Here is a 20,697-nt window from a genome sequence, read left to right as displayed (position 1 = left end):
GTCACGAGGATGCTAGAAATGAAAAAAATTTATATTGGTTTACTGTTATTGGCGATGGGAGGCTTAAATGCGTGTAGTTCAATCCCATCTAAGCCATTAACCTTCGATCAGTTGGGCCAATTTGAAGCTTATCAGCTGAATACGCAGAGTTTTCGTGTCAGCTTTAAAACGGACCGCAATTTAAGCTATGGCACAGCAGAAGAGATTGCACTGTTAAAGTCTGCTCAAACAGCTGTAAAACATGGCTTTGCATTTTTTAAAGTTTTAGATGATCCGAGTAATCGTGCGCAGAAAGCACCGCGTCAAGCAGTTGTTTATCCTGCACCGATGTATAACCCGTATCCATATGGGTATTATCGTGGTCGCCATGCGCCATTTTATGACCCATTTTTCTATAACCAACCTCAAGTGGTACAAATTGAGCCAACAGAAGTGTCATATAGTATTGAGTGCTTTAAAACTAAAGCATCAGCACCAAGTGATGCTTTTGAAGCACGACTGATTTTGCAATCCTTAGGGCAAAAATATGGTCTTAGCCCAACCGGTGATGTGCTCCCTGTAGAAACTCCAGCACCTAAAGCAAAATAACTGGTTGATGATCAGCGATTAGAGTAGGTTATTGTATTGATGTTTGAGGAATTTTAATGTCAGCTACCCCGAGCCCAAGTTCAAGTCTGCAAAGCAGCCGTTTTTATGCCAATATCGCATTGGTGATTGCTGCACTGACTTGGCTGTTTTTGTTAGTGATGGCCAAGGTTTTCCCTGAACAGAGTTGGTGGATCTATATCTTCGTGTTGTCTGCAGAGGCAGGAATGGTAGGTGGTTTGGCAGATTGGTATGCAGTGACTGTGCTGTTTCGCAATCCCTTTGGCCAAATCCCTATTCCTAAATTCTTAAAAGATCATACAGAGATTATTCCACGCAATAAGGCGCGTATTGCTGAGTCAATGGGGCGCTTTGTACAAGAAAATTTTTTATCCCCGCAAATCGTGGAAAAAAGCCTACTCAGTACTGACTTAAGTATGGTCATGGGAAAATGGCTGACCAATCCACAAAACAATGCTCAAGTCACCGAAATGGTTCAACAAGTCGTACCCAAGGTGTTTGAGTTTGTTGGGCAAGAGCAGATTGCTAACTTTATTCAAAACAATAGCGTACAGTGGCTGCGTCATACGCAAATCAATCAGCTCAGTAGTCAAATGTTACGGGCAGTACTGGAAAATGATTTCCATCAAGATGTACTGCAACGTGGTTTAGATCTGGTGCATCAATGGATGATCAACCATCCTGAAAAAGCGCAAGAACTGACGCGTAAGCTATTAAAAGAGCTTGGGGTTTGGAAGTTTGCAAAAGGCATGAGCTGGCTTGGAATTGATGTGCAGCAGCGCACAGTAGATAGCTTGTTGGAAAAAGTGGAATCGATGCTGGCTGATCCAGATCATGCGTATTGTCAACAGGTTGAAGAGATTGCACAGCAACTGATGTTGCAATTGGCTGATTCTGAGAGTGCAGCGAGTATTCAACTCAACCAAACTAAAAATGCCTTACTAGATAGTGATGCGGTGCTTAATTTTATTCGCGGCGCTATCGTGATTTTATGTGATGTCATCAAGCAAGATCTGCAAAAACCAGACTCAGGAATAGCAGAGAATTTACGTTCAGCGATTCAACAGATTGGTGAAAACCTCATGGAGAATCAAGCAGTACGAGACTTATTGAATGCACGTATGACTGGATTGGCGATTCAGTTAAGTGATCAATACAGTGAAAAAGTTATTTTATTTATCAGCGAGCGTATTCATGAATGGGATTCGACTGAAATGATTAATAAAATTGAAAATGAGGTGGGTGGTGATCTGCATATGATCCGCGTCAATGGCGTTGTGGTGGGTGCATTTATTGGTCTGACTTTGGGGATTCTTCGGGCGCTATTTGATTGGTTAATTTAAGCTGATGACTTATGTTCTTCAGTCGTAATAATTAGCTCAGCGCTATACTTCTGTAGCAGAACATCATAAAATCGTCTTTATTCCTCTGCCAGTCACGTACTGGCAATGACTTATTATACGTCGCTCTACTCGCATGTTATTGCTTAACAAGCCGTCTGAAGAGCTTTCTTTATCTTTTTCAATATCAGTCAATTAGAGCACACTAGAACAGGTTGTTGCTCTCAATACGTGTCGCTGATGATTGATCATATGACGTTAGATAGAACTTACTGGACCTGAAAACAAATATGCCACCTCGTCACAGCCTAATTGATCAACCACAATTTGGAAAAACCTTTTTATTATTTTTACTGCCTTTAATTGCCACCAATATTTTGCAAAATTTGTCAGGCACCATTAACGCTATTTTCGTTGGGAAAATGATGGGTGTTGAGGCAATTGCTGCAATTTCTGTATTTTTCCCCATTATATTTTTTCTGTTGGCTTTTGTGATCGGACTTTCAGCAGGAACTATGGTCTTGATTGGTCAAGCTTGGGGAGCACAGGACTTAAATAAGGTTCGTTCAATTGTGGGTTCTACCCTGTTTTTAACTTTAGTGGGTGGTACGGTGATTGCTGTACTTGGCGGGATGTTTGCTCATCCGCTACTTTTGTTATTGGGCGTGGATCCAGCGATTATGCATATGACCTTGCCCTACGTGCAATGGATGTTGTTTAGTAGTCCAATATTGTTTGTATATATCATCCTAACTTCGATTTTACGTGGTGTTGGTGACAGTGTGACACCATTGATCGCACTGGGTTTAACCAGTGTTTTGGGTTTATTAATTACTCCTGCCTTGATCGATGGTTATGGCTTTTTACCGCGTTTAGGCATTATTTCACCTGCAATTGCCAGTATCATTGGTTATTTAGCCGTGCTGGTTTTCTTATATTATTATCTACGTAAGAAGAAACACCCATTACAACTCGATCGCGAATTGATTAAACAAATACGCTATCACCCTGAAAATACGGCCATGATATTAAAACTAGGCGTGCCGACAGGGATTCAAATGGTGACCAATGCTGCTGCAGGTTTAGTGGTGATTGGTTTGGTTAACCAACATGGTGCACATGCTACAGCGGCTTATGGTGCCGTCAATCAGGTCTTGAACTATATCCAGTTCCCTGCGATTTCGATTTCTATTGCTGCATCGATCTTTGCGGCTCAAGCGATTGGTGCAGGTAAAGCTCAGCTACTGAGTAAAGTGACTAAAACAGCATTAAAGATGAACTTGATATTTACAGGAACTTTGGTCATTTTGGCTTATTTGTTCTCTAAATATCTCATGGCATTATTTATTACTGACCCTGACGTGATGGAATTGGGCCAGAGCTTATTGTTTATTGTGCTGTGGTCATATTTATTTTTTGGTGCCGCTGCAATTTTTGCTGCGATTATGCGAAGCAGTGGTACGGTAACTGTACCTATGCTGATTAATATTGGTGCAATTGCTTTGATTGAATTACCTTGCGCTTATGGCTTTAGCAGTGTTTGGGGATTGACTGGGATTTGGTATGCCTATGCCCTCGCTTTCTTTATGCTCTGTGTCATGCAAGGTTTGTATTATCAGTTCTTCTGGAAAAAGAAAACGGTCAAAATCTTGATCTAAAAAAAATCCCCCTTAACGCAATGTTCAAGGGGGATTTTTTTAAGGTGCTTAGAGTTTTTTACCTAGCCCCATCATGATCTTGGTGATTTTTTGGTAGCCTGTTGGAAGGACGCGTTGCATTAAATCAATCGCTTTGGCATCTGAACCGATTAAGAGGCGGCGCTTATCTTTTTGTACGGCATCTAAAATTTGTTGTGCAGCCTCTTCAGGTGGTGTACGAAGCAACTTATCAAATGACGCGATAGATTTTTCAGGGTTCATGCCTAAACTGCCTAAACTTTGGTTTGAACGTGCAGTTTTGGCAATATTGGTACGAATACCTCCTGGGTGTACACAAAGTGCACTCACACCGCATTGTTGCATATCAAGTTCTTGGCGTAGAGACTCGGTGAAACCACGTACAGCAAATTTTGTAGCGTTATAAGCAGATTGACTCGGTTGAGCAGTTAATCCAAATAGACTGGAAATATTGATGATATGACCTGACTTGGTTTGTTTGATATAAGGTAAAAATTCTTTTGTACCATAGACCACACCCCAGAAGTTGATATTCACAATCCACTCTAGCTCTTCGTAGCTTGCACCTTCTACGGTAGATGCTAGCGCTACACCAGCATTGTTAAAGATCATGTTCACTGAACCATGATCCTGCACAGTTTCTTCTGCCCACTCACGTACAGCGTCACGATCTGCAACGTTAAGTCGTTTGGTGGTGACACGAATCGTATAGGGTTTTAAGAGTTCAACTGTAGCTGCTAAGCCTTGTTCATTGATATCACTCAAAGAAAGATGACAGCCCTGTTTTGCGAGCAATACCGCCAGTTGTTGGCCGATGCCTGAACCAGCACCAGTAATTGCAGCTACTTTATTGTCAAAATTTTTCATTGTTCATCCTTATTTATTTGAAAGCTGTGCACTGTCATGGTGGTCATGTGCAATGTGTTAAAATTCACTATAAATTTGACAATATGTATTGTCAAATACTAAATGTGACGGATATGATCATGAATGTTTTTCATACGTAGGTTTCATGGTTGAACCTTGTTAGAATGCTCTACACATCGACTATAGGAAGTTCTTCTGACAATGACTCAGGATCATTCATTAAAGTTACAGGACTCTGCACCAGCGAGTTCTGTAAACAAAGAGCGCCAATTTAAGGGCTTATCTTTGGCTGAAAGAAAAAGAGTTCGTCGTGAAAAACTCATTGAAGCGGGTATTGAAGTGTATGGGAAACAAGGCTTTTTCTCAGTAACAGTGAAAGATATCTGTAATGAAGCAAAGCTGACTGAACGTTATTTTTATGAATCTTTTAAGAAAAGTGAACACTTGTTCCAAAGCATCTTTTTACAACTGATTGAAAAATTAGAAACAACAGTGATGCAGGCAATTTTTGCTGCCGCTCCTGATTCACGTTTGATGGTTCGTTCTGGTTTAACAGCATTATTTGAATTACTCAAAAATGATCCACGTATGGCACGAATTATTTATGTAGATGCGATGTTGGTACAAGAACTCCATAACCAGGCCACGATTCAAGAGTCGATGGGACGTTTTGACCGTATGATTCAATCTTTTGTACTGTTATTGCTTCCTGATTTACAAAAAAGTTCAGGAGAAATTTCACTGGTTGCAACAGGCTTAAATGGTTATGTAACACAAGTTGCTATACGCTGGGTAATGGGTGGATTTAAACAGTCACAAGAAGACATTATTGCAGCATGTGAGGTTGTTTTTGAGGCACTCATTGCCAAATTTATGCATTAAGTCATGTGACTTTTGATTAATAGACAGAAAACACCAAACTTGCATTATTGTGATGGAGTCACCGTTTTGTCATATTTTTCACCATGTTTTGTCACAAATAATTGCAAAAATAACTGTATACATCAGTTTTGCAATGATACTGTCATAATTAATCTTTGTAATAAGCCTGTCATAAACAATCAAACGGGTCACCGTTCGTACATACATAGGATATTGCGTTGTGAAAGATGACTACATTCTAATCGTCGATGACGAACTTCCAATTCGCGAGATGATCCATACGTCTTTGGATATGGCGGGTTTTCAGTGTTTACAAGCAGAAGATGCGAAACAAGCACATCAAATGGTTGTTGATCAACGACCAGCACTGATTCTTTTAGACTGGATGATGCCAGGTGGTGTAAGTGGTGTCGATTTTTGTCGCCGTCTAAAACGCGATGAAAACCTGTCTGAAATCCCAGTCATTATGTTGACAGCTCGTGGTGAAGAGGACCATAAAGTTCAGGGTCTCGATGCTGGGGCTGATGACTATATGACCAAACCATTTTCGACACGAGAATTGGTTTCACGCATTAAAGCAGTTTTACGCCGTGCTAATGCACTCAGCGGAGAGAAAACGATTGATGCCAATGGCTTGATTTTAGATCCAGTCAGCCAACGCGTCAGTTTTGGGCAAAATATTTTAGAAATGGGCCCAACAGAGTATCGTTTATTGGCTTTCTTCATGACACATCCAGAACGTGCTTACACACGTGCCCAGTTGTTGGATCAGGTGTGGGGTGGGAACGTCTATATTGAAGATCGTACGATTGATGTACATATTCGTCGTCTACGTAAGGTGTTAGAGCCTTATGGTGTAGACCGTTTTGTACAAACTGTACGTGGTACAGGCTATCGTTTCTCTACACGAGCTGATGTTGCTCTAGGTTAAGACTAATTTTATGTATGAACCTTATCCCGTACCCGACCTTGCTCGTGATCATAAAAAGTTCCGCTATAGCAGTCTGTGGAACTTTGCTAAACAAGATTTAAAACTTCTCTTTTTTTTCTTGTTGATTGGTGGTTTAGTCGGTTATGGCATGGGATATTTGGCCAGCTGTTTATTGGCGGCCTTTGCATTTTTCTTATTTTTACAGCTCCGTTCATTGTATTTAGTCAATGAATGGATTTCTAATCGCCCCTACGATGTTCCTCCAAACTTAAACGGTATTTGGGGGGCATTATTGTTCAATGTTTACCGCTCTCAGCGCCAAGAACGTGTGGTACAGGCTGATATGGTGGGTTTGATTGATCGTGCACAATCATCGCTGGTGGCACTTGCTGAAGCGGTGGTCTTGACTGATGAGTTGAATCAAATCGAATGGGCTAACCCTGCAGCAGAGAAGTTATTGGGTATTCAATATCTTGATCGCGGGCGTAATTTACTGTCAATTTTAAGACAACCCCGTTTTATTGAATATTTTAACGATATTGATAAATCACCTGATGGCATCAAAATTAAATCATCGATCAATGATGAGCATTATGTGCAAATCAAACTGACACCTTTTGGCAGTGATAGCCACTTGCTCGTTGCTTATGATGTGACACGTATGCAAAACCTTGAACAGATGCGCAAAGATTTTGTTGATAATATTTCACATGAATTACGCACCCCATTAACGGTGTTGAGTGGTTATGTGGAAACATTTATTGATCAGGAAGATATCAATCCGCGTTGGAAACGTGCTTTTGAACAAATGCAGTCACAGACTCGACGTATGAATGCATTAGTGAACGATTTATTGCTGTTATCTCGTTTGGAAAATGACAAACAAATAGCTAAAAATCAAATCATTGATATGCCAAGTCTAATGAACCAACTTTTTGATGATGCACAGGCTTATAACGTTGATTATGGCCACACCTTAAATCTGAACATCGATAGTCATTATGATTTGATTGGTTCAGACATGGAAATTGCTAGTGCATTTAGTAACTTGATTACCAATGCAATCAAGTATACCCCACGGGGTGGAATCATCAGCATCGGCTGGTATGACGATCAAGACCATGGTTATTTTATGGTTGAAGATAACGGTATAGGGATTGATCCAAAACATTTACCACGCTTAACTGAGCGCTTTTATCGTGTAGACAGTGCACGAAGTCGTCAGAGTGGTGGAACAGGCTTGGGCCTTGCTATCGTTAAACATGTACTGATGCAGCATGGTGCCCACCTTGAAGTGGATTCTATTGAAAATAAAGGCTCTACCTTTAAAGCGGTATTTCCTAAACAACATCTTTATTGTGTAGATCATGCTGATTAGCATGAATTTCACGATTGAAAGCAAAAAGCCTTGCATTGATGCAAGGCTTTTATCTATGGGCTGTCCTGTTTAGACTTATGCCTGCACAGTACCTAGACGCTCGCCCATGGCCGTTAAGTCATTGGCCTTAAACTGCGCATCCCATTGCATTTTATCTTTTTCAAATAATACAATCGCTGTAGATCCCAAGTAAAAACGACCAAGCTCATCGCCTTTCCCTAAAGCCAATTGGTGATGATTCAGCTCGAGACAACCAGAAGGTTTTACTTTTCCTGTCGCGACAGTTTCAATACCCGCAACGATCATAGCACCCACTAAAACAACGGCCATACGACCAATTTCAGTATCAAATAAACATACCATACGCTCATTACGTGCAAACAGACCTGGTACCGTTTCAGCTGTAGTCTGGTTGACAGAAAACAACTCACCAGGAATATATAGGGTCTCAGTTAATGTACCTGAAAATGGCATATGTACGCGGTGATAATCACGTGGAGAAAGATAAACCGTAGCAAATTGGCCTTCTTTAAAAACGGCTGCAAGCTGTGGATCGCCAATCAGTTTTTCAACTGAATAGTGTTGACCCTTCGCCTGAAAAATTTCACCTGATTCAATCTTACCGAGTTGTGAAATCGCACCATCAGCAGGACAGACAATGCTATCTGCTGCAGGGTCAACTGCACGGACACCTTGTTTGAGTGAGCGAGTGAAAAATTCATTAAATGATTTATATTTCAAAGCATCGGTTTGCTCAGCAATGCTCAGATCAATTTTATATTTTGCTTTAAAAGCCTGAATTGCGGCATTTTTAACAATAAAGTTTTCACTTGCTGCAACCTTACCGACTAAGCGGCTGAGTTTGTGTTGAGGTACTACACGTTGCGCTTGAATAAACAATTGTTTTTTTAGGTTTTCGATAGTCAAAATGGATGCTCTCCGCTCACAATTGGGCTGTTGGGATGATTACCCCACTCACTCCACGCACCATCGTAGGCCAAGACTTGCCATCCCAGTAATCGACAAATGACGTAGGCTAAAGAAGAACGATGATGAGATTGGCAATAGACTACGATGGGTTGATCAGCACGCAGTCCGATTTGCTCTAAGCGTTGTTGAGTGCGCTGTAAAGTATGTAATTTTAAATGATTTTCACGATTAAGTGCAGTACTCCACTCAAAATGATATGCACCTGGGATATGACCACCGCGACGTGCGGCTAAGCGTTGACCTGTGTATTCTTCTTTGCTGCGACAATCCCAGAGTTGAATCTCTTGGTGTTCAAGCTTTTGCAGCAGTTCAGGGTATTCAATACGATAGAGATAGTTCGATGTTTCTGGTACGGTCAATAAGTGACTGACCGGTTCGAGTTTGACTGTTTGCGACTCAGTGGCGAAGCCTGCGGCCAACCAAGCATGTATCCCACCGTTAAGTAAGCTGGTGCGTTCAAATCCAAGACTGTGTAATGTCCAGATTAAACGACTCGCCCAAGCACCACCTTCATCATCATAGACGACGACATGATGATCTTGTGAGATATTGAGGTGGCTAATGAGTTGTTGTAATGCGGTTTCATCAGGCAGTAGTCCCGTTGCATAGTCATCTTGTTGCACCAACATATTGGGCTTAACATGAATCGCATTGGGTAGATGCAGCTGTGCATATACAGATGCTCGACTGAGATCCACTATACGTAACATTGGGTGATTGAGCTGGGCCACAAGTTGCTCAGCCTCAATGAGTAAAGCAAAATCCAAATCAGTGCTCATGACTTACCATTTATAATTTAATTTTGATAGGCGCAAATTTTAACACAGTCTTGCAGCTTGGCATTTTGGTGACTATGCATTTTTTATTGTTAATTAGTGAAAAAAAGCACGGCATAACGAGGTTATGACCGTGCGAGAAGCATCAGATGATTTACAGTTATTGCTGAGCTGGTTCTTCAGCAATATCAAAAATTTGACGCAAATAAGCCAAGAAAGTGTCATTGTCTGTCATGGTTTTACCTGGACTATCTGATATTTTTGCTACCGATTGACCATTACATTCAACCAGTTTGAGCACAATATTAAGCGGAGTAAGTCCCATATCATTGGTCAAATTGGTACCGATCCCAAAGCTGACTTTAAAGCGATCTTTGAAATATTGATGTAGATCCCAAGCTTTGGTGATATCAAGACCATCACTAAAGGTCAGCATCTTGGTTTTAGTGTCAATTTTGAGTTTCTTATAATGTTGATAAGCCTTGTCACCCCATTCATAAGGGTCACCACTGTCATGGCGTAAGCCATCAAATAACTTCGCAAAATATAAATCGAAGTCTTGTAAGAAGGCATCCATCCCGACTACATCTGTTAGTGCGATTCCAAGGTCACCACGATATTCTTGCACCCAAGTTTCTAAAGCCGCTTTTTGAAAGTCTCTCAAGCGCACATCAAGTGCTTGGAAAGCCTGCAAGAATTCGTGGGCCATCGTACCGATTGGGGTGATATCCAGAATTTTGGCAAGATAGACATTACTGGTACCACGAAACACCTGTGGTACTGCGTGTTGGAAGGACTGCACAACGTGGCGTTGCCATTGCATACTATAACGACGACGTGTACCAAAGTCTGAAATCAACAGGGGTGGGTCAGATGGGTTTTGTTGTTGTTCATAAGCTTGAATCTGTTTGATTTTATCTTGTAAACGACGCTCACCTTCCGCCCAAACTTCTGCGCTATGAAGGCGTTTAAAATACAGCTCATTTACGATCGCTAAGACAAAAATTTCAAACATCATGGCTTGAACCATTGGGCCTTCTACCCAAATGTCTAAACGTCCTTCTGCATCAATCCCTGCTTCGATAAAACGACGCTTTAATTGAAAGAGTTCTAGATAGTCCACGAAGTCACTTTTGATAAAGCGCATACGACGTAGATATTGCAGCTCATCTTCGGTGAACTTTAAGGTGCATAGATGATCAAGTTGCTCATTGAGTTCATCCAAGATCTCAGTTAGAGGATAGCTGGTATCTTCAAGGTTACGACAACGAAAATGGTAAACACTATGTGTCTGGGGGAATTTATGTAAGACCACCTGTAACATAGTAAATTTGTATAAATCAGTATCAAGTAAAGACTGGATAATTGGAGACATATAAGCACGCGTTTTTCATCAGCTTCTGGCATTAAAACACAATTTGCAGATAAAAAACTGCATCTTTAACTGAATCGATGTAAACACAACGGATAAATACTGTGGATGATTGTAGAAAATCTCAAGGCGATGTTGCGAAATAGAGGAAAAAATAAGAGCAAATTTGTGCTTAGATCTTGTAGGGCTCAGATATTGCGTACATTGCAGACGACAGTGATGTTGTGGTGAAGTGTGAACACTAAATCTGTTAGACTTTGGGCGATTTTTTGTCGATAGAGTGGAACAGCGCATGCGTGCTTTATTACAGCGGGTATTAACCGCAAAAGTTGAAGTTGATGGACAGGTTTGTGGTGAAATTGCACACGGTATGCTGGTTTTTCTTGGTTTGGGCCAAGAAGATGACTTTGAAAAAGGCAAAAAGCTGATCGATAAAATTTTAAAGTATCGTTTTTTTGATGATGAACAAGGCAAAATGGGATGGAATGTCAGTCAGGCACAAGGTGGGGTATTGTTGGTTTCACAATTTACCTTAATGGCTCAGACACAAAAAGGTTTACGTCCTGATTTTGGCCCAGCAATGCCACCTGAGGCAGCAAAACAGCTTTATCAACAGCTTGTAGATTATGCTCGTGATCAGTTTCCACAGCTCCAAACGGGTATTTTTGCTGCAGATATGAAAGTACATTTGATCAATGATGGCCCTGTTACCTTTCAACTTGAAGTTGAATAAGCATAGAGACAAGTGACAAAAAAGAGCGCACTAGGCGCTCTTTTTAATGGGGGTGCTTCAGTCTAAGCCGATTGAAGCAGTTGCTTAGGCAACTTAACGTCCCGTTTTTTCTTTGATAAATTGACGTGCAATTTTAATTTTTTCTTGGATCGGTTTAGGAAGTTTAGGTTTAAGTAAACGTGAAGCCTGATTGAACCAAACCAGTAAGCTAAAATCACCTTCCATTTTGATGCTGCCGTCTTGCATACCTGTCATGAATGCAGTTGGGTCACCTTTAGCTAAAGTTTTTACCCCATGTTCGCTGTCTGCAAATTGTAGGATAAAATCAGCTGGTGCTTCTTGACCAGATACAGTATCGATACTGCCATTGTTGATAATAATTTGTCGCGCAAAGCCAAGATCTGTGCTGATCTGGATGCGGAATTGGCGATCGTGAATTAACTCAATAAATTTTGGACTGGTTTTAGCAAGCTGCTTCATACGTAATGCAAGACCAAGCACCAATAAATCGAGCGGATCAGTACTGACATCAACAATTGGTAGCTTTACCACGGGAATTGAAGAAAGTTTCATGAGCATTATGCCTGTTGTTTTAATTCAAAAATATATCGCTCATCCTACCATAAGTTTGATCTAGACAATCAATGCTTTACACAACAAAAAATCAATGACAAATGGTCAATAGATTGAGTTGCTTGCAACTGATTGCATTGTAAGAAAAACAAACTTTTGAGTTTCACCTCATATGAATATCCTGTAGGTGTAGCGATGACTTAGCGTAAAAAGATCCTCTATGAGAGAGGATCTGTATTGTTGTTTTAATTTATCCATTAATAATCATCATTTCAGCAGTTTTCACTCGATCACTCATCTTCATAAACAGGTGTATGCTCGATATAGCGACGATCTGCCATAGCCTTTTGTGCTCTGTTGTCTGCAAACAATAAAAATGCGATGAGGCCAAGCATTGCTGTACTGATTGCTGCCAAATAACTATAGGCAATGGATATCTGGAAAACATTGTGTACACCAAAGCGGATGCCTTCAATTAGACCCCAAAATAGCATTCCTGCACACATAAACCCCAGCCAATGACGGTAAGGGGAGAAAAAAACAGCGATCAACGCTACAGCAATCAGAGCGAATCCAATGATCGTTGTAAATATTGCTGTTACCATAAAAACCTCCGTCAACTTTGATGATGGCTCAAATTTCTACCGGATCTCAAATACTTCTCTATTCATTTTGTTAGGCTGCATACTTATGAGTCTTCGCCGTGTATGTTGTGCATTATGCAGCGTTTCTACGATAAAAAAAGAGCGACTTCTGTCTAAAGCGACACATGCTGTCGCAACATTCTTTTGTCATTACATTTTTTTTTATACACATTCCTTGTTGAAGATAATTCCAATCGACATTGGCGTGTCATTACATCAAAATACTCAGTACTTTCCATGTAGATAGCGCTTTTTTTTACGAGTATGATGACATTGCTGTTTTGTTATTCATATATGAAAAAAGCTGTAAATAGATAAAGATAAGTAGCTTTCACAGCAAAAGTGTAAAGGAGTCGTTACTATTTTTGCTGTGAAGATCATGTTCCCTTTTATGCGCGGCTTAAATCTTTATCATGCACACCCAATAAGTAGAGCACGCCATCTAAACCTACACTAGAAATCGCCTGATTCGCATTTTCTCTGACTAAAGGTTTAGCACGAAAAGCCACCCCTAACCCCGCGATTGATAACATCGGTAAATCATTGGCACCATCGCCAACAGCAATTGCTTGCTCCAATGAGATTCCCATTTTTTCAGCCAAGCCACGTAACAGCTCTGCTTTACGGGCACCATCTACGATTGCACCTTTAACTTCGCCTGTAACGAGGCCATCTTGTACATCCAAGATGTTGGCGTGTACTTCATCAATACCTAGTTTTTCCTGAAGATATTCAGCGAAGAATTGGAAACCACCAGACAAAATAGCGGTTTTATAACCCAATGATTTCAACGTTGAGATAAGACGTTCAGCACCTTCTGTAATGGTCAGACGCTCAGCGATCTTAGGCAAAACATTTGCATCGAGACCTTTAAGTAAGGCCACACGTGCACGGAAGCTTTGCTGAAAATCAAGCTCACCCTGCATCGCACGTTCAGTGATTTCTGCAACCTGCTCACCTACCCCCGCTTCAATCGCGAGTTCATCAATGACCTCTTGTTCGATGAGTGTAGAATCCATATCAAAACACACTAAACGACGGTTGCGACGGTAAGCATTGTCTTCTTGTACAGCCACATCAATATTAGATGCAGATGAAAGCCCCAAACATGCAGCACGCATTGCTTGTGCATCAAGCATTTGCCCTTTTAAACCAAATTGAACACAAGAGCGTTTTGGCTCGGTGCTATCGCAATGTTGGTCTGGACGACCAGAAAGGCGGGTGACTGTCTCGATATTAAAGCCTTGGCTTGAAACAATATTGGTAACTGCCTGTAAGTGAGCAGCGGTCAGTTCTGGGGCTAAAGCCGTCACGATATAACGGGTTCTGCCCCCTTCACTCACCCATTGATCATAATCTGTGCATGAGATGGGTTTAAAGCGAACGGTGAGCCCAATCTCATGTGCTAGAATGAGTATGTCTTTCATTGCTAGCGCAGTTGCGGTTTGATCGTGGGATGACACCACGATCCCTAGGGTCAACTGGTTGTGAATAACTGCCTGCCCTACATCCAAAATTTGTAAAGAATGTACGGACAACACCTGCATTAATCGGGTAAACTGATTCGGTTGGTCAGGTCCTAAAAATGATATAAGAATGATTTCTCGCATGAATTGACTCGAGTCTGAGCTGCAACAATTGTTAGAATCATAATCGAAATTCAATATATTTTCTTTGGAAGTTTAACTTGAATGCGCCAAGACAAGGGCTATTTGCTAGCCTACTAATTATTAGCTTTGCTTTACACACCTGTTTGATGGTGTTGGCAACAACTCATCAGTTGAATGAAAATCGTACCAATCAGGGCCAATTGATGACCAGTCAATTGGTGACAGATAGTATCGTTGAATTGCAGCCTGCGAATACAGTGTCATTGGCATTGCTCGCAAATCGCTATGCAACCAATCCAAGTGTAGCGTCGATTCGTATCTTGGATGCCAATAAACAGGTTTTAGCGACTAGTGGTTTAGCCAAAACACGTCAAGGTGAAGTGTTTTCACGTGATGCTATTTTAAACGATAAAAAAGTGGGTAGCGTAGAGATCGTCCTGATTCAGCCAAGTATTGGTGAGATTCTCCGAACTCAATGGCTAACGATTTTATTATCTTTGTTGGTTCATGGTTTATTGTTCCTCGCGTATCGCGGTATTGCACGTCCAACACGTAGTGAATATTTAAACCGTCTCAATACTGAAGCACGCTTAAAACATGAAGTACAACAATTGACTGAAGCACTTGCACTGGAAAAGTCGAGTAAAGCTTTAGCAATTGCTCAAGCGCAGCAGAAAATCAAAGAAAAATTTGAACCGAAAACCCCTGTTGTTGCTTTTGATGGCAATCAAGCTTGTGTTGCACTAAATATTCAATTTTATGATCCAAAGCAATTATTAAATACGGTCAATAAATCTGTATCGATTCCTTATTTTAATTTGTGTCAAATTTTCCTCAATAAGAGCATTGAGAATTGCGCACAACATTTTAATTTAAATCCTCAAGATATATTGATTGATCAGGCTTTCAATCAGCAAGGTGCAACGATTCATATCGATTCAGCTCATCCACAAGCTGCGCAGTGCCTAGTGCTGATTGGATCAGTATTCCAACTGCTTTCTGATGTGCTTTACAAGCGTTATCGTGCTGATAAACGTTTTGTTTTACAGACACGTTGTGCGATTAGTACTGAAGTCGAAGCAATGCAATTAAATGCGATACAAGCAGCAGAGCGTTTGACACATCATTTGATTGCCAAAGAAATGGCCTTGTATTTAAGCCATGATTTATTAAAACAAGTGAGTGGACAATACCAATTGGTGGTGATGCCAAATCCTTCGAACTTGTTGACGCGTCATGCATTTATGATTAACGGTATGGGCGGTGAAAGTGCAGGTCTGGTAGAACAGATCCGTACCGAAATTTTACAAGCTAAATCAGCATCTTGAGTTAAGAGTTAAAACCAGAGTTTTTGTAAAAAGATTTAGCGCCCAAACATTGTCTTCGTGATGTGTTTGGGCTTTTTTTTGCCTGAAGGCCAGCTAAAAAAATAGTTCTTCTGAAAAAAATCACATTTAGTCGATTGCATAGCCGTTCTTATGAGCAGAATCAGTTTATAATGGTGAGCTTCTAATTCATCTAAAGCTTGGCTCTCGTCGAGATTTAACACGACTCACTTAGTCTCTGGAACATTAGCAATGAATGCGGACGCAGCTACAAATACGCAACCTCTTGTTGGAATCATCATGGGTTCTCAATCCGATTGGGCAACTCTCGAACACACTGCCAATATGCTTAAGCAACTTGGTGTCTCTTTTGAAGCTGAGGTAGTCTCTGCGCATCGTACTCCAGATCGACTTTTTGAATATGCCGAAACAGCGCGTGAACGCGGTATACAAGTGATTATCGCGGGTGCTGGTGGTGCAGCACATTTGCCTGGTATGTGTGCTGCAAAAACAGATTTGCCTGTACTTGGCGTACCTGTAAAATCTTCGATCTTAAATGGCGTTGATTCTTTATTATCTATCGTACAAATGCCAGCAGGTATTGCTGTTGGAACGTTGGCGATTGGTCCTGCTGGGGCAACCAATGCTGCGATTATGGCAGCGCAAATCTTAGGCTTAACTCGCCCTGAGATTGCAGCAAATGTTGCGGCCTTCCGTGCTGCGCAAACAGATAAAGTTTCAAGCAATAATATTCCTGGCCAAGTCTAAGGATCGAGATCATGGATAAAACCATCGGTATTTTTGGTGGTGGTCAGTTGGGTCGTATGATGGCTCAAGCTGCATTACCACTTAATATTCAATGTACTTTTTTTGAAGCAAACCGCGATTGTCCTGCTGCGCAGATGGGTCAAGTGATTGATGCTCAATTAGATCAGGCGATTGAAACGTTTATTGAAAGTGCTGAAGTGTTTAGTTTGGAGTTTGAAAACACGCCCTTGGCTGATGTGGATCAACTCATTAAACACAAACAGATTCATCCGCCACGTCAAGCATTGGCAATTGCACAAAATCGTTTGCTAGAAAAAGCTTTATTTGATCAATTAGACATTCCCGTTGCGGCGTATCGTGCCGTAGATTCACTGCAAAGTTTAGAACAAGCTGTTCGTGAGCTTGGTTTGCCAATCGTATTGAAAACGGCAACAGGCGGCTATGATGGCAAGGGTCAATTTGTACTACGTACTGCAGATCAAATTGCTGAGGCTTGGGCAGAACTTGGTCGTGCTAAGCATTTAGTTGCTGAAAGTTTTGTGAGTTTTAGCCGCGAAGTTTCAATTATTGCGGTACGTGGTCAAGATGGTGACGTGAAAACTTGGCCATTGGCTGAAAACCACCATCATCATGGTATTTTGTCGCATTCGATTGTACCTGCACCCAATAGTGCTAAGTTGCAAGGTGTAGCACAAGATTATATTACGCGTTTACTCAATCATTTAAATTATGTTGGCGTATTAACTCTTGAGCTTTTTGTGACTGAACAAGGTTTATATGCCAATGAAATGGCACCTCGTGTACATAACTCAGGGCATTGGTCAATTGAAGGCGCAGTATGTTCACAGTTTGAGAATCACATTCGTGCTGTTGCTGGTTTACCTTTGGGTTCAACTGAATTGATTCGTCCAACTGTGATGGTCAATATCATTGGTGAGCATCCTGCAACGGCTGAGGTGTTGGCGTTATCTGGTGCTCATTTGCATTTGTATAATAAGACCGAACGTGAAGGCCGTAAAATTGGCCATATTACTCTGATGCCAACGGACCATGCCGAGCTGACAAACTTATGTCGTCAGTTGGCAGAAATTTTACCTGTACCTTTGGCATTAACCACAGACATGCAGATCGATTTTTAATTTCAATCTGAAGCAATGAGGATAGGACAATGAAGTATCTGATTAGTGCATGTTTACTTGGTCAAGCCGTTCGTTATGATGGCGGACATTGTTTGGTCAATGCACTTGAACAGTTACTGGCAACGGGTCAGGCCGTTGCTTTTTGTCCAGAGGTGGCTGGTGGGCTGAGTATCCCACGGCTGCCTGCCGAAATTGTTGCTGGTGATGGTCAAGCGGTACTGTCTGGTCAGGCAAAAGTGTTAGACAGTGCGGGTGATGATATGACCGCAGCCTTTATATTGGGGGCACAGCGTTGTTTAGCTCTGGCACAGCAGCATCAGGTTAGTCATGTGGTATTAAAGGCCAATAGCCCTTCTTGTGGTTCAACTCAAATCTATGATGGCAGTTTTAGTGGGCAGAAAATCGATGGTCAGGGGGTGACAGCTGCTTTACTTCATCAGCATGGTTTTCATGTGATGAGCGAGCAAGAATTTTTACAACAACTACAATAATCTTGATTAGCTTACTGGTAATACTTTAAAAGTGGATAGTACTTTACGCTTTGTTTCCATTGTCCATCGACCAAAACTCGATGAGTCACTTTAACTTTATTGTTTTTGGATGAGTTGGTATCTTCGATTAACTCTCTAACTAAAAGTAGTTCCTGTCCAGGTCTGATGCTGTACTCTGTGCGAACATGGTAGCAACAACCTGATTGACTAAAAGCAATAATACGTTTTTGATGATGATCCAATTCAAACATTCCGAGCTCTGCATTCGTGAGCATCGATAACGCTTCGTTATAAACAAATTTTCCCCATTGATCATTAAATACATAGATGTCATAAATAGGCCCACCATATGCGCCTGTATTGCCATTTTTAATCGCAATATCTTCACGACCATCAAAGTCAAAATCTTTAAAAATTAACGCATTTTGTTCAGCAGGTAGTGGCAGGTCTGTCATAGATGATGCTGAACTTTTATTGAGATGCAGCGCTAAATCATCAGATTCAAACTGTTGTATAACCTTTTGAGTACCTTTTTCGTATAGCGTTATCGTTGCTGGTCCATGGCAGCTAGACTGTTGGCATTGGACTTCAACCGTAACATCAAACAGATCGGTACTTTTGCGTAGTACAAAAGATTGTGCTTGAGCCGCAGTATGAATCACACACAGCAGACTGGAAAATAGGGTTGTTGTTATTTTCTTCATGGGGGTTGCTTACTCATGTTTAGTCGGTTTTTCCGCCTTGGCGGCCCAATAACTGGCTAAAGCTGGTCCGGAGATATTATGCCATAAACTAAAAATTGCGCTGGGTAAGGCTGTCAGTGGCGATGCAGCAAAGTGTACTGTCGCTAAGGCAACACCAAGACCTGAGTTTTGCATACCGACTTCGATCGCTACCGCTTTACAGTCAGCATAATTGAGCTTAAAGCAGTGAGCTGCACAAAAACCAAGCAGATAACCCAAGGCATTATGAAGAATAACCACAGCCAGTACTAATAACCCTGATTGAAAAATAGCCGCTTTACTGGCAGCGATAATCGCAGCAACAATTAAGACGATGGCCACAACTGAAATGATTGGCATCATTTGAATTGAACGCTCTACTTTTTGTTTAAATAAAGCACGGGTAACAAGGCCCAAGAAAATTGGGATGAGCACTACCTGTAAAATTGACACCAACATGGAAGTTGCATTAATTTCAATCCATTGACTGGCCAAGAGATAAAAAATAAAAGGCGTTAAAATCGGTGCCAATAAAGTTGAGACTGAAGTACAAGCAATAGACAGTGCAGTATTGCCTTTTGCCATATAAGTAATCACGTTAGAGGCTGTGCCGCCAGGACAACAACCAACTAAAATAACACCAATTGCAATCTCTGTGGGTAAGCGTAGTAACTGACAAAGGATATAGGCCAAGGCAGGCATAATGATAAACTGAGCCAGTACACCAATGAGTACGGCCTTGGGCTGCTGGGCGACACTTTTAAAATCAGCGGGTGTCATGGTCATACCCATACCAAACATAATAATACCCAACATGATGGCAATATAGGATTTGAGCCAGACAAATGCTTCAGGGAAGCCTAGTGCCAGTACAGCAAAAAACACCACCCATAAGGCAAAGGTTTTTTGTAGAAAAGCACTAAATGCTGATAATTTCATGAATGTTCCTTGAACATGAGGGTTTAACTAAAAGCTTTCATGTAGGTGCGTTGTACACCATGTTGATGCATATTTTGCCATGCATGCTGGAGTGAACCATTGTGATCAATTGCTCTACAGGCATCTGCAATCACAAAGCATTCAAAACCGAGCTTACATGCATCAATTGCAGTCCATGCCACACAAAAATCTGTCGCAATGCCCACGATATATACTGTTGTGATTTGATGAGCATGTAAATAAGCAGCTAATCCCGTGCTGGTCTTGTGGTCAGCTTCGATAAAGGCTGAATAGCTATCCAAATGTTGGCGCCAGCCTTTTCTAATGATTAATTGAGCCTGCGGAATATCGAGATCAGGATGAAACTCAGCATCTGGAGTTCCTTGTACGCAGTGATCAGGCCATAACACTTGTGTTCCATAACTCAGTTCAATCAATTCAAAAGTCTGATGTTTAGGGTGCTGACTTGCAAAAGAGATATGATCTTGTGGGTGCCAATCCTGAGTCAAAATAATATGCTCAAAAGAATGTGCAATTTTATTGATATTGGGGATGATTTCATTTGCATTGGCCACAGCCAAATTGCCCCCTGGGCAAAAACCATTTTGTACATCGACAACAATCAGTGCACTACCTTGCCGCTCTAACATCTTATTTCCCTCTTGATGATGTTTAATTATCGATCATATTAGCGCTGAATATTCTAAACTGAAACAGCATAACAAGTCCCACTGAACGGGATCATGATGAATTGCAAGTCTATTCACCTGCGTAAATCTAAATTTAACGACAATCTTGTGTTAGATTTGCTAAAGTTTTTTCACGCATAGACTAAATGATATTGTTCTGTCACGCTGAATAAGTCATAATTTGCGTAAGCATTACTCAATTGATCAACCTTATTGATTTTGCTTAAAATCAAAAAACTGCTCACC

Annotated in this window: 21 protein-coding genes; 11 read left to right on the top strand and 10 right to left on the bottom strand. The window is 41.1% G+C overall.

Annotated elements, in window-relative coordinates; genetic code table 11:
- Window positions 1-18: 18 nt before the first annotated feature.
- From Aru01_RS04160 to Aru01_RS04150, 3 genes are all read left to right on the top strand, one after another.
- Entirely contained in the window at window positions 19-588 is a 570-nt protein-coding gene (locus Aru01_RS04160; protein ID WP_016654547.1) for a CC0125/CC1285 family lipoprotein, read from the top strand.
- 56 nt (window positions 589-644) lie between these two features.
- A complete protein-coding gene (locus tag Aru01_RS04155) occupies window positions 645-1,949 on the top strand; it encodes a DUF445 domain-containing protein (RefSeq protein ID WP_016654548.1) in 1,305 nt (434 codons plus the stop codon).
- 287 nt (window positions 1,950-2,236) lie between these two features.
- Window positions 2,237-3,604 carry an MATE family efflux transporter gene (locus Aru01_RS04150; protein ID WP_016654549.1) on the top strand — a complete coding sequence of 456 codons (1,368 nt, stop codon included), beginning with the start codon at window positions 2,237-2,239 and terminating at the stop codon, window positions 3,602-3,604.
- A 48-nt stretch (window positions 3,605-3,652) separates the two neighbouring features.
- On the opposite strand, the gene Aru01_RS04145 is transcribed toward Aru01_RS04150, so the two are convergent.
- Window positions 3,653-4,489 (bottom strand): SDR family NAD(P)-dependent oxidoreductase, encoded by an 837-nt coding sequence (locus Aru01_RS04145; protein ID WP_016654550.1) that lies wholly within the window; start codon window positions 4,487-4,489, stop codon window positions 3,653-3,655.
- 201 nt (window positions 4,490-4,690) lie between these two features.
- Here Aru01_RS04145 and Aru01_RS04140 point away from each other — a divergent pair, with 201 nt between their 5' ends.
- From Aru01_RS04140 to phoR, 3 genes are all read left to right on the top strand, one after another.
- Window positions 4,691-5,371 carry a TetR/AcrR family transcriptional regulator gene (locus Aru01_RS04140; protein WP_016654551.1) on the top strand — a complete coding sequence of 227 codons (681 nt, stop codon included), beginning with the start codon at window positions 4,691-4,693 and terminating at the stop codon, window positions 5,369-5,371.
- A gap of 220 nt (window positions 5,372-5,591) precedes the next feature.
- Window positions 5,592-6,302: a phosphate regulon transcriptional regulator PhoB gene (phoB, locus tag Aru01_RS04135; RefSeq protein ID WP_016654552.1), complete on the top strand. Its 711-nt coding sequence runs from the start codon at window positions 5,592-5,594 to the stop codon at window positions 6,300-6,302.
- 10 nt (window positions 6,303-6,312) lie between these two features.
- Window positions 6,313-7,680, top strand: a complete 1,368-nt coding sequence (gene phoR, locus Aru01_RS04130; protein WP_016654553.1) for a phosphate regulon sensor histidine kinase PhoR — start codon at window positions 6,313-6,315, stop codon at window positions 7,678-7,680.
- Window positions 7,681-7,755: 75 nt separating this feature from the next.
- Here the strand turns inward: phoR and asd are convergent, their stop codons facing one another.
- The 3 genes from asd to pncB form a co-directional block, all read right to left on the bottom strand.
- On the bottom strand, window positions 7,756-8,610 hold the full coding sequence (gene asd / locus Aru01_RS04125) for an archaetidylserine decarboxylase (protein ID WP_040330956.1): 855 nt from the start codon (window positions 8,608-8,610) through the stop codon (window positions 7,756-7,758).
- Complete coding sequence (locus Aru01_RS04120) at window positions 8,604-9,449, bottom strand: sulfurtransferase (RefSeq protein WP_016654555.1); 846 nt, start codon at window positions 9,447-9,449, stop codon at window positions 8,604-8,606. The genes asd and Aru01_RS04120 overlap by 7 nt, the downstream gene beginning before the upstream one ends.
- Window positions 9,450-9,606: 157 nt before the next feature.
- On the bottom strand, window positions 9,607-10,821 hold the full coding sequence (pncB, locus tag Aru01_RS04115) for a nicotinate phosphoribosyltransferase (RefSeq protein WP_016654556.1): 1,215 nt from the start codon (window positions 10,819-10,821) through the stop codon (window positions 9,607-9,609).
- 289 nt (window positions 10,822-11,110) lie between these two features.
- Between pncB and dtd the strand changes: the two genes are divergently transcribed.
- Window positions 11,111-11,551, top strand: a complete 441-nt coding sequence (gene dtd / locus Aru01_RS04110) for a D-aminoacyl-tRNA deacylase (protein ID WP_016654557.1) — start codon at window positions 11,111-11,113, stop codon at window positions 11,549-11,551.
- Window positions 11,552-11,644: 93 nt separating this feature from the next.
- Here dtd and Aru01_RS04105 read toward each other — a convergent pair whose 3' ends face one another.
- From Aru01_RS04105 to serB, 3 genes are all read right to left on the bottom strand, one after another.
- On the bottom strand, window positions 11,645-12,124 hold the full coding sequence (locus Aru01_RS04105; RefSeq protein ID WP_016654558.1) for a hypothetical protein: 480 nt from the start codon (window positions 12,122-12,124) through the stop codon (window positions 11,645-11,647).
- A 290-nt stretch (window positions 12,125-12,414) separates the two neighbouring features.
- Window positions 12,415-12,729 (bottom strand): AciT family ciprofloxacin tolerance protein, encoded by a 315-nt coding sequence (gene aciT, locus Aru01_RS04100; RefSeq protein ID WP_016654559.1) that lies wholly within the window; start codon window positions 12,727-12,729, stop codon window positions 12,415-12,417.
- Window positions 12,730-13,157: 428 nt separating this feature from the next.
- Window positions 13,158-14,378 carry a phosphoserine phosphatase SerB gene (gene serB / locus Aru01_RS04095; protein ID WP_016654560.1) on the bottom strand — a complete coding sequence of 407 codons (1,221 nt, stop codon included), beginning with the start codon at window positions 14,376-14,378 and terminating at the stop codon, window positions 13,158-13,160.
- 77 nt (window positions 14,379-14,455) lie between these two features.
- Here serB and Aru01_RS04090 point away from each other — a divergent pair, with 77 nt between their 5' ends.
- From Aru01_RS04090 to Aru01_RS04075, 4 genes are all read left to right on the top strand, one after another.
- On the top strand, window positions 14,456-15,706 hold the full coding sequence (locus Aru01_RS04090; RefSeq protein WP_016654561.1) for a hypothetical protein: 1,251 nt from the start codon (window positions 14,456-14,458) through the stop codon (window positions 15,704-15,706).
- A gap of 249 nt (window positions 15,707-15,955) precedes the next feature.
- Entirely contained in the window at window positions 15,956-16,471 is a 516-nt protein-coding gene (purE, locus tag Aru01_RS04085) for a 5-(carboxyamino)imidazole ribonucleotide mutase (protein ID WP_016654562.1), read from the top strand.
- Between the two features lie 11 nt (window positions 16,472-16,482).
- Window positions 16,483-17,610: a 5-(carboxyamino)imidazole ribonucleotide synthase gene (locus tag Aru01_RS04080; protein ID WP_016654563.1), complete on the top strand. Its 1,128-nt coding sequence runs from the start codon at window positions 16,483-16,485 to the stop codon at window positions 17,608-17,610.
- Window positions 17,611-17,639: 29 nt separating this feature from the next.
- Window positions 17,640-18,101, top strand: a complete 462-nt coding sequence (locus Aru01_RS04075) for a 2-thiouracil desulfurase family protein (protein WP_016654564.1) — start codon at window positions 17,640-17,642, stop codon at window positions 18,099-18,101.
- An 11-nt stretch (window positions 18,102-18,112) separates the two neighbouring features.
- Here Aru01_RS04075 and Aru01_RS04070 read toward each other — a convergent pair whose 3' ends face one another.
- The 3 genes from Aru01_RS04070 to pncA are packed head-to-tail and all read right to left on the bottom strand — an operon-like array spanning window position 18,113 to window position 20,412.
- Window positions 18,113-18,805 (bottom strand): XAC2610-related protein, encoded by a 693-nt coding sequence (locus Aru01_RS04070; RefSeq protein WP_016654565.1) that lies wholly within the window; start codon window positions 18,803-18,805, stop codon window positions 18,113-18,115.
- 9 nt (window positions 18,806-18,814) lie between these two features.
- Window positions 18,815-19,762 carry a bile acid:sodium symporter family protein gene (locus Aru01_RS04065; protein WP_016654566.1) on the bottom strand — a complete coding sequence of 316 codons (948 nt, stop codon included), beginning with the start codon at window positions 19,760-19,762 and terminating at the stop codon, window positions 18,815-18,817.
- Window positions 19,763-19,785: 23 nt separating this feature from the next.
- Window positions 19,786-20,412 (bottom strand): bifunctional nicotinamidase/pyrazinamidase, encoded by a 627-nt coding sequence (gene pncA / locus Aru01_RS04060; RefSeq protein ID WP_016654567.1) that lies wholly within the window; start codon window positions 20,410-20,412, stop codon window positions 19,786-19,788.
- Window positions 20,413-20,697 lie beyond the last annotated feature (285 nt).

It is taken from the genome of Acinetobacter rudis (assembly GCF_000829675.1).
Lineage (GTDB): Bacteria > Pseudomonadota > Gammaproteobacteria > Pseudomonadales > Moraxellaceae > Acinetobacter > Acinetobacter rudis.
This window is presented reverse-complemented; position numbering and strand designations above follow the sequence as displayed.

What these genes read in the sequence shown, in the direction of transcription:
- Aru01_RS04160 (WP_016654547.1), top strand. Translation starts at nt 19, where the DNA reads ATGAAAAAAATTTATATTGGTTTACTGTTATTGGCGATGGGAGGCTTA.
- Aru01_RS04155 (WP_016654548.1), top strand. Translation starts at nt 645, where the DNA reads ATGTCAGCTACCCCGAGCCCAAGTTCAAGTCTGCAAAGCAGCCGTTTT.
- Aru01_RS04150 (WP_016654549.1), top strand. Translation starts at nt 2,237, where the DNA reads ATGCCACCTCGTCACAGCCTAATTGATCAACCACAATTTGGAAAAACC.
- Aru01_RS04145 (WP_016654550.1), bottom strand. Translation starts at nt 4,489, where the DNA reads ATGAAAAATTTTGACAATAAAGTAGCTGCAATTACTGGTGCTGGTTCA.
- Aru01_RS04140 (WP_016654551.1), top strand. Translation starts at nt 4,691, where the DNA reads ATGACTCAGGATCATTCATTAAAGTTACAGGACTCTGCACCAGCGAGT.
- phoR (WP_016654553.1), top strand. Translation starts at nt 6,313, where the DNA reads ATGTATGAACCTTATCCCGTACCCGACCTTGCTCGTGATCATAAAAAG.
- Aru01_RS04120 (WP_016654555.1), bottom strand. Translation starts at nt 9,449, where the DNA reads ATGAGCACTGATTTGGATTTTGCTTTACTCATTGAGGCTGAGCAACTT.
- pncB (WP_016654556.1), bottom strand. Translation starts at nt 10,821, where the DNA reads ATGTCTCCAATTATCCAGTCTTTACTTGATACTGATTTATACAAATTT.
- dtd (WP_016654557.1), top strand. Translation starts at nt 11,111, where the DNA reads ATGCGTGCTTTATTACAGCGGGTATTAACCGCAAAAGTTGAAGTTGAT.
- Aru01_RS04105 (WP_016654558.1), bottom strand. Translation starts at nt 12,124, where the DNA reads ATGAAACTTTCTTCAATTCCCGTGGTAAAGCTACCAATTGTTGATGTC.
- aciT (WP_016654559.1), bottom strand. Translation starts at nt 12,729, where the DNA reads ATGGTAACAGCAATATTTACAACGATCATTGGATTCGCTCTGATTGCT.
- serB (WP_016654560.1), bottom strand. Translation starts at nt 14,378, where the DNA reads ATGCGAGAAATCATTCTTATATCATTTTTAGGACCTGACCAACCGAAT.
- purE (WP_016654562.1), top strand. Translation starts at nt 15,956, where the DNA reads ATGAATGCGGACGCAGCTACAAATACGCAACCTCTTGTTGGAATCATC.
- Aru01_RS04080 (WP_016654563.1), top strand. Translation starts at nt 16,483, where the DNA reads ATGGATAAAACCATCGGTATTTTTGGTGGTGGTCAGTTGGGTCGTATG.
- Aru01_RS04075 (WP_016654564.1), top strand. Translation starts at nt 17,640, where the DNA reads ATGAAGTATCTGATTAGTGCATGTTTACTTGGTCAAGCCGTTCGTTAT.
- Aru01_RS04070 (WP_016654565.1), bottom strand. Translation starts at nt 18,805, where the DNA reads ATGAAGAAAATAACAACAACCCTATTTTCCAGTCTGCTGTGTGTGATT.
- Aru01_RS04065 (WP_016654566.1), bottom strand. Translation starts at nt 19,762, where the DNA reads ATGAAATTATCAGCATTTAGTGCTTTTCTACAAAAAACCTTTGCCTTA.
- pncA (WP_016654567.1), bottom strand. Translation starts at nt 20,412, where the DNA reads ATGTTAGAGCGGCAAGGTAGTGCACTGATTGTTGTCGATGTACAAAAT.